This is a genomic window from Stenotrophomonas maltophilia, assembly GCF_039555535.1.
In the GTDB taxonomy this organism is placed as follows: domain Bacteria; phylum Pseudomonadota; class Gammaproteobacteria; order Xanthomonadales; family Xanthomonadaceae; genus Stenotrophomonas; species Stenotrophomonas maltophilia_Q.
In genome coordinates this window covers 532,593-545,077 of the sequence record NZ_CP154630.1, presented here as the reverse complement: position 1 = coordinate 545,077, position 12,485 = coordinate 532,593, and the positions used below count along the sequence as shown (strand labels likewise).

Annotated in this window: 16 protein-coding genes; 8 read left to right on the top strand and 8 right to left on the bottom strand. The window is 67.5% G+C overall.

Annotation, left to right across the window (positions count from 1 at the left end):
- Positions 1-89: 89 nt before the first annotated feature.
- Positions 90-1,157, bottom strand: a complete 1,068-nt coding sequence (alr, locus tag AASM09_RS02450) for an alanine racemase (protein WP_049432321.1) — start codon at positions 1,155-1,157, stop codon at positions 90-92.
- Complete coding sequence (locus AASM09_RS02445; protein ID WP_014035841.1) at positions 1,136-2,440, bottom strand: D-amino acid dehydrogenase; 1,305 nt, start codon at positions 2,438-2,440, stop codon at positions 1,136-1,138. Before AASM09_RS02445 ends, alr begins: the two co-directional genes overlap by 22 nt.
- 149 nt (positions 2,441-2,589) lie before the next feature.
- On the opposite strand from AASM09_RS02445, the gene AASM09_RS02440 reads away from it, so the two are divergent.
- A complete protein-coding gene (locus AASM09_RS02440) occupies positions 2,590-3,069 on the top strand; it encodes a winged helix-turn-helix transcriptional regulator (RefSeq protein ID WP_005407919.1) in 480 nt (159 codons plus the stop codon).
- Positions 3,070-3,176: 107 nt separating this feature from the next.
- Here AASM09_RS02440 and AASM09_RS02435 read toward each other — a convergent pair whose 3' ends face one another.
- Positions 3,177-3,356, bottom strand: a complete 180-nt coding sequence (locus AASM09_RS02435; RefSeq protein ID WP_049408287.1) for a hypothetical protein — start codon at positions 3,354-3,356, stop codon at positions 3,177-3,179.
- 124 nt (positions 3,357-3,480) lie between these two features.
- Positions 3,481-3,852, bottom strand: coding sequence for a hypothetical protein (locus tag AASM09_RS02430; protein WP_049432324.1), 372 nt, complete (start codon positions 3,850-3,852; stop codon positions 3,481-3,483).
- Between the two features lie 141 nt (positions 3,853-3,993).
- Here AASM09_RS02430 and msrB point away from each other — a divergent pair, with 141 nt between their 5' ends.
- From msrB to AASM09_RS02405, 5 genes are all read left to right on the top strand, one after another.
- The gene (gene msrB, locus AASM09_RS02425) at positions 3,994-4,461 is read left to right on the top strand and encodes a peptide-methionine (R)-S-oxide reductase MsrB (protein WP_049432331.1); all 468 of its coding nucleotides are present in this window, start codon (positions 3,994-3,996) and stop codon (positions 4,459-4,461) included.
- A 91-nt stretch (positions 4,462-4,552) separates the two neighbouring features.
- Positions 4,553-5,407 carry a flagellar motor stator protein MotA gene (gene motA / locus AASM09_RS02420; protein WP_005407915.1) on the top strand — a complete coding sequence of 285 codons (855 nt, stop codon included), beginning with the start codon at positions 4,553-4,555 and terminating at the stop codon, positions 5,405-5,407.
- 3 nt (positions 5,408-5,410) lie between these two features.
- Positions 5,411-6,349 carry a flagellar motor protein MotB gene (gene motB / locus AASM09_RS02415; protein WP_049432334.1) on the top strand — a complete coding sequence of 313 codons (939 nt, stop codon included), beginning with the start codon at positions 5,411-5,413 and terminating at the stop codon, positions 6,347-6,349.
- Between the two features lie 97 nt (positions 6,350-6,446).
- The gene (locus tag AASM09_RS02410; RefSeq protein ID WP_049432336.1) at positions 6,447-6,947 is read left to right on the top strand and encodes a hypothetical protein; all 501 of its coding nucleotides are present in this window, start codon (positions 6,447-6,449) and stop codon (positions 6,945-6,947) included.
- 13 nt (positions 6,948-6,960) lie between these two features.
- The gene (locus AASM09_RS02405; RefSeq protein ID WP_049432338.1) at positions 6,961-7,236 is read left to right on the top strand and encodes a DUF4031 domain-containing protein; all 276 of its coding nucleotides are present in this window, start codon (positions 6,961-6,963) and stop codon (positions 7,234-7,236) included.
- 146 nt (positions 7,237-7,382) lie between these two features.
- On the opposite strand, the gene AASM09_RS02400 is transcribed toward AASM09_RS02405, so the two are convergent.
- The gene (locus tag AASM09_RS02400) at positions 7,383-7,925 is read right to left on the bottom strand and encodes a DUF6630 family protein (RefSeq protein WP_012479021.1); all 543 of its coding nucleotides are present in this window, start codon (positions 7,923-7,925) and stop codon (positions 7,383-7,385) included.
- Between the two features lie 90 nt (positions 7,926-8,015).
- Between AASM09_RS02400 and AASM09_RS02395 the strand changes: the two genes are divergently transcribed.
- Positions 8,016-8,264: a DUF3297 family protein gene (locus AASM09_RS02395; RefSeq protein WP_049432340.1), complete on the top strand. Its 249-nt coding sequence runs from the start codon at positions 8,016-8,018 to the stop codon at positions 8,262-8,264.
- Positions 8,265-8,411: 147 nt separating this feature from the next.
- Here AASM09_RS02395 and AASM09_RS02390 read toward each other — a convergent pair whose 3' ends face one another.
- The 3 genes from AASM09_RS02390 to AASM09_RS02380 form a co-directional block, all read right to left on the bottom strand.
- Positions 8,412-10,061 (bottom strand): Na+/H+ antiporter, encoded by a 1,650-nt coding sequence (locus tag AASM09_RS02390; RefSeq protein WP_049432345.1) that lies wholly within the window; start codon positions 10,059-10,061, stop codon positions 8,412-8,414.
- Between the two features lie 117 nt (positions 10,062-10,178).
- Positions 10,179-10,970 (bottom strand): dioxygenase family protein, encoded by a 792-nt coding sequence (locus AASM09_RS02385; RefSeq protein WP_049432347.1) that lies wholly within the window; start codon positions 10,968-10,970, stop codon positions 10,179-10,181.
- A gap of 31 nt (positions 10,971-11,001) precedes the next feature.
- Positions 11,002-11,412, bottom strand: a complete 411-nt coding sequence (locus AASM09_RS02380; protein ID WP_049432350.1) for a DoxX family protein — start codon at positions 11,410-11,412, stop codon at positions 11,002-11,004.
- 96 nt (positions 11,413-11,508) lie between these two features.
- On the opposite strand from AASM09_RS02380, the gene AASM09_RS02375 reads away from it, so the two are divergent.
- Positions 11,509-12,390 carry a LysR family transcriptional regulator gene (locus AASM09_RS02375; protein ID WP_049432352.1) on the top strand — a complete coding sequence of 294 codons (882 nt, stop codon included), beginning with the start codon at positions 11,509-11,511 and terminating at the stop codon, positions 12,388-12,390.
- The last annotated feature ends 95 nt before the right edge of the window (positions 12,391-12,485 follow it).

Here is a 12,485-nt window from a genome sequence, read left to right as displayed (position 1 = left end):
GGCTGCGCAGCAATGCCCGGCAACGCGACCCACCGGTAGGTGTCGACCTTGGTCGACACACGTTCCCGGGGCCGAGCGTAGGCTCGGCTCTACACGTACACCTTCGCCACGCGCTTGACCGCGCACGGCAGCTGGTACGCGCTCACGCCGCATCGCGGCGCCAGTTCCGCCAACGTCGGCGCACTGCCCCACAGTTCCACCACGCTGCCCACCGCGGCCTGCGGATGCGCGGTCAGGTCCACCGTCAGCATGTCCATCGACACGCGGCCGATCAGCGTGCCGGGCTGGCCGTCGATCAGCACCGGCGTGCCGTTCGGGGCAAACTGCGGATAACCGTCGGCATAGCCGAGTGCAACCACACCCACGCGGGTGCGCGCCTTGGCCACGAAGCGCGCGCCATAACCCACCGGCTCACCCGCTTCGATCCAGCGTTCGGCGATCACCTTCGACTGCATCGTCATCACCGGGCGCAGGCGCTCGGTCAGCGTGGTGTCGTCCGGCAGCGGATTTGCGCCATACAGCATCAGGCCCGGGCGCACCCAGTCACTGCGCACGTCCGGCCAGCCCAGCAGCGCCGGCGAGTTGCAGACGCTGGTCTCGCCGTGCAGGCCGTCGATGGCGCGCGCGAACGTCGCCGCCTGTTCGTGGGTGCGTTCGCTGTCCAGCTCGTCGGCGCGCGCCAGGTGGGTCATCAGCACGATGCGCTCGACCTGCGGCAGCGCCGACAGGCGCGCGTGCGCCGCGCGGAAGCTGTCCACGTCCAGGCCTAGGCGATGCATGCCGCTGTCCAGCTTCAGCCACACCGTCAACGGGCGGGGGCTGTCGAAGGCGGCCACGGCCTCCAGCTGCCACGGCGAACCGACGGCGAACCAGAAATCATGCTCGGCCACCAACGCCATGTCGCTGGGTTCGAAAATGCCCTCCAGCAGCAGGATCGGCGCACGGATGCCGGCCTGGCGCAGTTCCAGCGCTTCTTCAATGGTGGCCACGCCGAAACCATCGGCCTCGTCTTCCAGCGCCTGGGCACAGCGCACCGCGCCATGGCCATAGGCATCGGCCTTGATGATCGCCAGGGCCTTGCCACCGCCCAGTTCACGGGCGAGCCGGTAGTTGCTGCGCAGAGCGCCCAGATCGATCAGCGCGCGGGCAGGACGCATGTGCGGTTCTCGTGTTGCGGCGCGTGACCGTACTGGCCGTAGCGGAAAATATCCAGGCCTTCGGTGCTGATCTGCGGCTGGCGCGCGCTCATCAGGTCGGCCAGGTAGCGACCCGAACCGCAGGCCATGGTCCAGCCCAGCGTGCCGTGGCCGGTGTTGAGGTACAGGTTGCGGAACGGCGTGGCGCCGATTACCGGCGTGCCATCCGGCGTGGCCGGGCGCAGGCCGGTCCAGAACTGCGCGCGCGACAGGTCGCCGCCCTTCGGGTACAGGTCGCTGACCACCAGTTCCAGGGTCTCGCGGCGGCGCTGCGACAACGACAGGTCGAAGCCGGCCACTTCGGCCATGCCACCGACGCGGATGCGGTCGTCGAAGCGGGTCACCGCCACCTTGTAGCTCTCGTCGAGGATGGTCGACGTGGGCGCCATCGCCGGGTCGGTGATCGGCAGGGTCAGCGAGTAGCCCTTCAGCGGGTACACCGGCAGGCGCATGCCCAGCGGCGCGACCAGCGCCGGCGAGTAGCTGCCCAGTGCAACCACGAAGCGGTCGGCGGTTTCCAGCTTGCCGTCGATGCGCACGCCGGTGATGCGGTCGCCGTCGAACTCCAGGCCGGTGATGTCCTGGTCGAAACGGAACTCGACGCCGGCGTCCACGCACATCTGCGCCAGGCGGCGGGTGAACAGCTGGCAGTCGCCGGTCTGGTCGCGCGGCAGGCGCAGCGCGCCGACCAGGCCATCGACGTGGGCCAGCGCAGGCTCGGCCTGGATGATGCCGGCGCGGTCCAGCACCTCGTACGGCACGCCGTACTGGGCCAGGATCTCGATGTCCTGCGCCGAGGCATCCAGCTGCTGCTGGGTGCGGAACAACTGGGTGGTGCCCAGGTCGCGGCCTTCGAATTCGATGCCGATCTGCGCGCGCAGCTCGTTCAGGCAGTCGCGACTGTACTCGGACATGCGCACCATGCGCGCCTTGTTGATCGCGTAGCGCTCGTGGGTGCAGTTGCGCAGCATCTGCCACAGCCAGCGGTACTGGGCCAGGTCCATGCCCGGCTTGATCGCCAGCGGCGCGTGCTTTTCGAACAGCCAGCCGATCGCCTTCTTCGGCACGCCCGGCGCCGCCCACGGCGAGGTGTACCCGAACGACAGCTGGCCGGCATTGGCGAAGCTGGTTTCCAGCGCCGGGCCGGGCTGACGGTCGATGACCGTGACTTCAAACCCGGCCTGTCGCAGGTACCAGGCACTGGTGGTGCCGATCACGCCGCTGCCGAGAACTAGGACTCGCATGGGACTTCTCCAACCCGATCATTCCCTGCACTGGAGCGTGCCGGGACCATAATTGGGGAAGTATAGACAGCCGATACCAGTAGATTTGCCTGATTTGCAATAGACCGGCAGGATGTTCTCCTGCAATTCATTCCGCAAGGTTGACGGCCATGGCCACCCGTACCCGCGAACTGGACAAGATCGACCGCAAGATCCTGCGCATCCTGCAGGCCGAAGGCCGCATCTCCTTCACCGAACTGGGTGAGCGGGTCGGCCTGTCCACCACCCCATGCACCGAGCGCGTACGCCGGCTGGAGCGCGAGGGGGTGATCACCGGTTACCACGCCCACCTGGACCCTGCGGCGGTGAAGGCCAGCCTGCTGGTGTTCGTGGAGATCAGCCTGGCGTACAAGTCCGGCGACATCTTCGAGGAATTCCGGCGCGCGGCCCTGAAGCTGCCCAACGTGCTGGAGTGCCATCTGGTGTCGGGCGACTTCGATTACCTGCTGAAAGCGCGGATCAGCGAAATGGCCTCCTACCGCAAGCTGCTGGGCAGCACGCTGCTGACGCTGCCGCATGTACGTGAGTCGAAGAGCTACATCGTGATGGAAGAGGTGAAGGAGACGCTGAGCCTGCCGATTCCCGATTGAGCCGGCCGGGGTGGGGTCAGAGCCCGCTGCGCGGGATCCGACCCCGGCCGGGGGATGCGAGGGGTCGGATCCCGCGCAGCGGGCTCTGACCCCGGTCATGGCAACAGTCAACGCTGCTGCGGATGTTTCTGCGAGCGCTGTTCCTGCTGCTTGCCGCCCTTGTGCGGCTGCTGCGGCTCCATCTGTTGCTGCTGTTGCTGCTGTTGCGGGTTGCGGCCCTGCGGTTCCTTGCCGGGATGACGGTTCTGCTGGTTTTTCATGATCGCGATCCAGTGGACGAAGGACATGCGGCGGCGGAATGCCGACGCAGGGCCACGGTGGTCCCGGATCGGTTAATCGCAGGCGAAAAAGCAGTGATCGGCAGGATGTTGTTTTCGGGGGTTCAGCTGCGCCGCCGGGCGTAGCGCGGCCTTACCGGATCTGCTGGCCGTCGCCCTGCGGCACGCTGTCGAGATAACGCCCGGTGCGCGAATCGAACACGCGGTTGGGACCGGCCGGGCGCACGCCGGGAATGATGCGACCGTTGCGGTCGTAGACCTTGTCGGCCGGCTTCGGTACCGGCGTCGGCGCGACCTGGGCCGGCCCGGTGGACTTGATCGGCTGCGCCGGCTGCGGCGAGGGCAATACCTGCGGCTGCGGGCGCGCAGCCTGTGGCGGCGGTGGCACCGGGGCGGGCGCCACGGTGGTGGTGCTGCGGGTGGCGGTGGGATCGGCGGTCGGCACCTGGGCCAGCGCCAACGCAGGCAGCAGGGCCAGCAACAACAAGGGAAGGGGCGATTTCATGGCACGCTCCGGCGTGGATCGTCTTCACCATGCGCCTGCCCCCGTGTGCCCGCCATGAACGGCCATCACACTTGCAAGGTCGCGCCATCACCCCCACGTTTTCCCGCATCCCCAGGCCATCACCCCCCACGGAGCGCCCCCATGACCGCCTTCGACCTGACGCCCCCCACTGCCACCCAGACCGAGGCGCTGGTCGCCGGCCTCAGCAGCGAAGAGCGCCGCGTGCTGCTGCAGCACGGCACCGAGGCACCGTTCTGTGGCGTGTTCCTCGACAACAAGCGTGAGGGCGTCTACTGCTGCCGGCTGTGCGCGCTGCCGCTGTTCCGCTCCAGTACCAAGTTCGATTCCGGCACTGGCTGGCCCAGCTTCTTCGCGCCGTTCGACCCGGCGCATGTGCGCGAGATCCGCGATACCAGCCACGGCATGGTCCGCACCGAGATCACCTGCGCGCGCTGCGGCAGCCACCTGGGCCACGTGTTCCCGGACGGCCCGCCGCCGACCTACGAGCGCCACTGCCTGAACTCCGTCTCACTTTCGTTCACCGGCAATGGCGAGCCCTGGCCCGATCCGCTGCAGCGCGGCGGCGCTGAAGCCGGCGTGGCGGGCTGAAACATCCCGCTGACCGATTTCACAGAATTCCCTCTTCAGAAAACCAGGCGACGGGCCGACAAGGAGATATCCCCTCTCCTTGCGTCGCCCCATGCTCATCATCGTTGGATTCCTGGTCGTCATCATCAGCGTGATCGGGGGCTACCTCGGTGCCCACGGCCGCCTGGGTGCCCTCTGGCAACCCTACGAACTGGTCATCATCGGCGGCGCCGCACTCGGCGCCTTCCTGGTCGGCACCCCCGCCAAGACGGTCAAGCAGACCCTGCAGGCCATGGTGGGCGTGTTCAAGGGCCCCCGCTACAAGCAGCAGGACTACATCGACGTCCTCAGCCTGCTCTATGAGCTGCTGAACAAGGCGCGCCGCGAAGGCTTCATGGCACTGGAAGACCATGTCGAGCGTCCAGCCGAGAGCGCGCTGTTCGGGAACTATCCCAAGGTGCAGGCCGACCATCACCTGATCGACTTCATCACCGACTGCCTGCGCCTGATGATCGGCAGCAACATCGAGCCGCACGAGCTGGAACCGCTGCTGGAACTGGAGCTGGAAAAGCACCATGCAGAAGCCATGGCGCCGTCGCAGGTGCTGACCAAGGTCGCCGACGGATTGCCCGGTTTCGGCATCGTGGCGGCGGTGCTGGGCATCGTCATCACCATGGGCTCGATCGGCGGCGACATCGTCGAAGTGGGCGGCCACGTCGCCGGTGCGCTGGTCGGCACCTTCCTCGGCATCCTGCTGGGCTATGGCTTCGTCGGCCCGATGGCGGCGGCCATGGAAGCCCGCGCCGAACAGGACAGCCGCATCTACGAATCGGTGAAGACCGCCCTGCTGGCCTGCCTGCGCGGCTACAACCCGAAGATCGCGCTGGAGTTTGCCCGCAAGACGCTGCCGTCGAACGTGCGCCCGGCCTTCTCCGATTTCGAGCAGCACCTGAAGACGGTCAAGTAAGCCATGGCCGAGACCAAGCCCACTGTCATCGTCCGCCGGGTCAAGAAGGCCGGCCACGCCGCCCATCACGGCGGCTCGTGGAAGGTGGCCTACGCTGACTTCGTGACCGCGATGATGGCGTTCTTCCTGGTGCTGTGGCTGATGGCCACCACCAACAAGAACGACCGTGCGGCCATTTCCGAGTACTTCCGCAACCCCAGCCCGCTGAGTGGCCAGAACGCCACGCCTGCACCCGGCATGGCCGGACCGGGCGGCGCCAGTACTTCGATGATCAAGCTGGGCGGTGCCACCGACATCTCGCGCGGCAGCAGCAACGATCCCTTCCAGAACCAGAAGGAGGCCGTGCCGCAGCCGGTGGACCAGCAGCAGCGCGACAAGCAGCAGCTGGAACAGCTGATGAAGGAGCTGCAGGAAGCGATCAGCAAGAGCCAGGCGCTGGAACCGTTCAAGGACCAGCTGCTGCTGGACCTGACCCCGGAGGGCCTGCGCATCCAGATCGTGGACAAGCAGAACCGGCCCATGTTCGACCTTGGCAGTGCCACGCTGAAGCCGTACACGCAGCAGATCCTGCACGAGCTGGCCGAGTACCTGAACCATGTGCCGAACCGGATCAGCCTGACCGGCCACACCGACATCACCGCCTATTCGGCCACACGCGGCTATGGCAACTGGGAACTGAGCGCCGATCGTGCCAACGCCGCACGGCGCGCACTGGTGGACGGCGGCCTGGATGACAGCAAGATCACCCGCGTGGTCGGCCTGTCCTCGTCCGTACTGTTCGACAAGGCCGACCCGCAGAACCCGATCAACCGCCGCATCAGCATCGTAGTGATGACCAAGGCCGCCGAGGAGGCCGCCCTGGCCGGTGCCGGCCCGCAGGTGGGGCTGTCGGCGCCGACCGTCGACCCGGATGTGCAGGCCGCGCAGGGTGAGGCGCACTGAACCGGGGTCAGATCCCTTTCCAGTGGAAAGGGATCTGACCCCACCTGCGCGCGGCCGCTACAATGGCGGTCTTTCCGTTTCCAGGTGATTCCACCCCATGTCCCAGAACTCCAAGGCCAAGCGCGACAAGCGCAAGAAGCAGCAGGCCAAGCGCCCGTTCCTGCGCCTGAACGCCCAGCAGCAGGTGCAGAACCATGCCGTGCTGACCAACGAAGACGGCCAGGTGGTCGCCGCCATCGGCCTGCAGGGCCGTGAGTGGCTGCTGGCCATCGGCGGCCAGACCATGGGCAACGCCGAGAACCCGGTGCCGATGCTGGCCATGCTCAAGCACCTGTCCAACGTGCAGGAGAAGGAAGGCCGCAAGGTCAACCTGGAATATTCCGAACTGCTGCAGAAGCTGCTGGACACCCTGGCCGAAGAGTCCGGCCAGACCGCTGACGAGTACCTGGACAAGCTGGTTGCCGAGTTCGAAGGCGTCGACGCTGCTGAAGGCGAGGAAGGCGAAGCCGCCGAGGCCGCCGAAGGTGACGTGGTTGAAGCTGCTGCCGATGCCAAGGCCACCCCGGCCGCTGACAGCGACAGCAAGCCGCAGGCCTGAACCGGCCGCGGCCGTGACGGTCTACGTCGATGACGCGGTGCATCCCTGGCGCGGACAGCGCTGGGCGCACCTGATGGCCGACACCCTGCCCGAGCTGCACGCCATGGCGGCGCAGCTCGGCATTCCCCTGCGGGCCTTCCAGAACAAGGCCAGCGGTGCCCACTACGATGTCACCGCCGAGCTGCGCGCGCAGGCAATCGCGCTCGGTGCGCGGGCCATTTCCCGGCACGCCGACCGTGACCTTGTCAAAGCCGTGATTGCAAACGCCAGGGCGCAGTACCGGCCGTAGGCAGGCTGCCGTTTGCCTCCTGTAGAGCCGAGCCCACGCTCGGCTGCTCTACGCGGACTGCAGCCGAGCATGGGCTCGGCTCTACAAGAGAACGGACTGCAGCCGGGCGCGGGCTCGGCTCTACATGCGCAGCGCTGCCGTCCTGCTCAGAACGGGTCGCTGCCCAGCCGGATTTCCACGTTCAGCAGCGAGCACAGCGCCAGCATCGCGTCGTCGTCGCGGGTCAATGCCATCACCCCGGTGAAGCCGTCGCTGCCGGCATCCACGCTCCACAGCGTGTAGTTGTGCTCGCGCAGGCGGTCGAAGGCGGTGGACATCAGCTGCACGCCGTCCAGGCCTTCGGCGAAGTCCTCGTCGTCCAGGTCGCCGCCCCAGTCCAGCTGCAGGTTGAAGCGCGCCGACAGCTCGTTCACCGCCGACTGCAGCGATTCCAGGTCATCACGTTCCACCTCGAAACCGGACTGCCAGGCAATGGCCGTGAACAGGGCCGGCAGCCAGTCGCTGTCCGCTTCCAGCGGCTGCCCGTCCTCGGCCAGATGCTCGCGCCAGCGGTTGAACTGCTGCAGGGCCAGTTCCTCGTCGCCCGGGTTGATCAGTACCAGCAGGTTCCAGACCCGCGCCTCGAAGCCATCTTCGTCGAAGTCGTGGATGTCTTCCTCGAAGTCGAAATAGTCGCTGTTGTCAGGCATGGCGGAACTTCCTCTGGGGCAGGCCGGCATTCTACGGTTTATCCTGTGCCGCTGAAGCCGGCCTTGGTGGCCGTCACTGTGAATGAAGCGATGAGCGATACCCCTCCCGACCACCTGGCGATCAACCCGGCCAGCCCCTTCCATGATGCGCAGGCGCTGGAGCGTGGCGTCGGCGTGCGTTTCAACGACGTCGAGCGCGACAACGTCGAGGAATACTCGATCAGCGAAGGCTGGATCCGCGTGCAGGCCGGCAAGGCCCGCGACCGCCGCGGCAACCCGATGACCATCAAGGTCAAGGGCAAGGTCGAGGCGTATTTCCTGGACCAGAAGCCGGAGTAAGCAGCACCGGCATGTAGAGCCGAGCCCATGCTCGGCTGCTTTTCGTTCCGGGTTCATGACGCCTGAAGCAACAGCAGCCGAGCATAGGCTCGGCTCTACATTCCAAGGCCGGATCCGCATCGGCGCCAGCACGGCCCGGCCCGGGCATCACTCGCGCTTGCGCGATTCCAGCAGGTCCAGGTTGCGGATCAGGCGCCGCGAGATCTCATCGGAGATCACCCCGCGCCGGGTCAGCCGGAACAGTTCCTCGCGCTCGGCATTGAGGCCGGCGCTGCGCAGCTGGCGGTAGCCCATCTCCATGCGCCGCACCTTCTCCGGGTCCACGTCGGGCCCATCACTGTCGCGCTCCAGGTGGCGCTGGTACAGCAGGCTCACCCGCGACGCAGCGTCGTTGTACAGCTGCACGTTCTCGGTATTCTGGTTCATCACCAGCTGCTGGCGCATGCGCTCGACCCCGGCCAGCGCGGCCTTCGACGACAGCCGGCGCGCCAGGTCCTCTTCCTTGCGCTCGCCCGAATCGGCCGGCAGCTGCAGGCCCTTCAGCAGCTGCGGCAGCGCGATGCTGGCGCCCAGCAGCGAGAACAGGATCACCGACGCGGCCAGGAAGATCACCAGGTCACGCGCCGGGAACGCGCTGCCATCGGGCAGGAACAGCGGCAGGGTCAACACACCGGCCAGGGTGATCGCACCGCGCACGCCGGCCACCGAGGTCGCCACCACGATGCGCCAGTTCGGCGCCTCGCCGCGCTCCAGGCCGCGGCGCCGCGCACGCAGCAGGTTCCAGCGCAGCGACAGCCACACCCACAGCAGGCGCAGCGTGATCAGTGCCAGGTTGATCACCACCACGTACACCAGCAGCCACCACGCGCTCTGGTGGCCGCTTTCGTTCATGGTGGTGGTGGCACGTTCGACGATGCCCGGCAGCTGCTCGCCCAGCAGCACGAACATGATGCCGTTGAAGCTGAACTGCAGCATGTTCCAGACCCCGGCGCGCTGCACGCGCATGCTGCCGGAGACGCGGCCGGTCAGCTCCACGTAGCTCATCGCGATGCCGGCGGCGACCGCGGCGAGAATGCCCGAGGCATGGATTTCTTCGGCCAACAGGTAGGCCGCGAACGGGATGAGCAGGTTGACCAGCATCGCCGCGCCGGGCTCTTCACCGAAACGGCGCCACAGCCAGCGCTGGAACGTGGACACACCCAAAGTGACCGCCACGCCCACCGCCAGGCCGGCCACCGCCACCCACACGAAGGTCAGCGACGCCGTGGCCAGCGAGAAGGTGCCGGTCATCACCGCCGCCACTGCGAAGCGGAAGCAGACCAGGCCGGACGCATCGTTGAGCAGCGACTCGCCTTCCAGGATGTGCATCAGCCGCTTCGGAATCGGTGCCTTGGAGGCGATCGCACCGACTGCCACCGGATCGGTGGGCGACACGATCGCCGCCAGTGCGAAGCACACCGCCAGCGGCATCACCGGAATCAGCCAGTGGATCAGGAAGCCGGCGCCGATCACGGTGAATACCACCAGGCCGAAGGCCAGCTCGAGGATCGCGCCCTTGTCGCGGAACAGGCCCTGCTTGGGAATGCGCCAGCCATCCAGGAACAGCAGCGGCGGCAGGAACAGCAGGAAGAACACTTCCGGCTCCAGCGCGTGGCCGCGGTTGAACACCCCGGCGATGACCGCGCCCAGGCCGATCTGCACCAGCGGCAGCGGCAACGAGAACGGCAGGACGCGAACCAGGTAGCCGCTGGCGACAACGGCTACCAGCATCGCCAGGACGACTTCAATGGTATGCATGCTTCTTCCAGGAAGCGGCGCGGGGGGCGGCTCGGGAGCCAGCGCCGGAAACCCGGAAAAAACTACCACATGCGGCTGCAGGCGCGACGACGGGGATGGCCCGGCGTCAGCCCCGGCTCATGCCGCTCCATCGAAGCGGTACAGGTCCATGGCCAGGAAACCGGCGTCGATTCCGGCATCGATGCGACGTGCACCGAAGCCGCCCTCGCCCGCCGCGCCCATCGCGAAGAACAGCGGCAGCAGGTGCTCGTCGGTCGGGTGCGCACGCTCGGCAAACGGCGCCTGGCGGCGATAGTCGAGCAGCGCCTGGCGGTCGTCGGCGGCCAGCCGCTGCTCCACCCACTCGATGAAGGGGCGCACGTAAGGCGCTTCCTTGCCGTCCTGGTAGTCGCCCCAGTCGTGCAGGTTGTGGGTGATGCTGCCCGAGCCGACCAACAGCACGCCCTGCTCGCGCAGCGGCGCCAATGCACGGCCCAGCGCGAACTGATGCTCGGGGCCAAGCAGCGGCTGGATCGACAGCGGCACCACCGGGACATCGGCCTGCGGGCGCAGCAAGCGCAGCGGCACCCACGCGCCGTGGTCGAGGCCACGCTGCGGGTCGATGGCCACCGGCAGGCCGGCGGCGGCGATGCGGCCGGCCACTTCTTCGGCCAGTGCCGGATCACCCGGCGCCGGGTACTGCAGTTCGAACAGCGCGCGCGGGAAGCCACCGAAGTCGTGGATGGTCGGCGGCTGCGGATGCGCGCCGACCAGCGGCTGCCGGCCCAGCCAGTGCGCCGAGGCCATCACGATGGCGCGCGGGGTTGGCAGATCCTGCGCCAGCTCGGCAAGGCGCACACCGACCTGGCCCGGATGCAGGGCGGTCATCGGCGAACCATGCGAGATGTACAACGAAGGCAGGCGGGACATGGAATTCTCCAGTTGCAGGATCAGGCGGCGATCAGCGCGAACGCAGGGTCCACTTGCCATCGCCGATCAGGAACAGCACCACCAGCGCCAGCGCCCAGAAGGCCGGGTATTCCCAGCCACCGCCGACGTTGGCGAAGCTGAAGCCATTGGCGCCGTGCACGGTGACGATGGTGCCCAGCAACAGGGGCACGCCGACCAGGCCGACCCAGCGCGCGTAGATGCCCAGCAGCAGCGCGGCGGTGATCGCCAGCTCGACCGCAATGGTTACGTAGCCGAACACGCCGGGCAGGCCGATCGACTCGAAGAACGCGGCGGTTCCGGCCGGGGTGAACACCAGCAGCTTGGTCAGCGCGTGGACCAGGAACAGCACGCCCAGGGCCAGGCGCAGCAGGGTGGCGCCATACGGGGCCAGCGAAGAAACAGGAGCGATCGTGGTGTGCATGGGGAGGCACCTCGGAAGGAATGGACACAGGTTATTGCGCCTTCACAGACCGATAAATACGATCGTTTGACCGTATTTATTTCAAAAGGCGCAACAATGGACACCCTTGAGGCGATGCGCGTATTCGTGGCGGTGGTCGAGCGCAACGGCTTCAGCGCCGCCGCCCAGGCCCTGGACATGTCCACCGCCGGGGTCACCCGCCAGGTCGCCGCGCTGGAAAAACGCCTGTCCACCCGCCTGCTCCACCGCACCACGCGCCGGGTCAGCCCAACCAGTGCCGGCGCCGCCTACTACGCCCAGTGCGTGCGCCTGCTGGCCGAGTTCGACGCGCTGGAGGCCAGCATCGGCGCGCAGGCGCTTGAGCCCTCCGGCACCCTGCGCATCAACGCACCGGTCAGCTGGGGCATCGCCCGGATGGGGCCACTGCTGGCCAGCTACCGCCAGCGCTTTCCGCAGGTGGAACTGGATCTGGCGCTGTCTGATCGGCTGGTGGACATGGTGGAGGAAGGCTACGACGTCGCCATCCGCATCACCCGCGAACCGAGCCCGGCGCTGATCGCGCGCCGCCTGGGCGAATCGCGGGTGAGCCTGTGCGCCGCACCGTCGTACCTGGCCGCGCATGGCACGCCACAGACACCGCAGGAGCTGCAGGCGCACGCCTGCCTGAGCTACAGCTACTGGGCCGCCGGTGACCACTGGCCGCTGCAGGGGCCTGGTGGCGAAGTGAAGGTGGCGGTGAGCAGCCTGCTGCACGCCAACAACGGTGATGTGCTGCGCGAAGCGGCGATCGCCGGCATGGGGGTGATCCTGCAGCCGGACTTCCTGCTGCAGGATGCACTGGCCGAGGGCCGCCTGGTGCGCATCCTGCCGGACTGGGAGGCGGCGCCGATCGGCATCTTCGCCGTCTACACCAGCCGCAGCCACCTGGCACCGAAGGTGCGCAGTTTCATCGATCACCTGGTGGAAGCCGGGGTGTAAGGGGGCGTCCGCCAGGTATGGCCCGGCGCTACCGGCGCATGGATCCGCCGATGTTTCCGGCGGATATGGCCCGGTAGAGTCGACTGTCAGTCGAC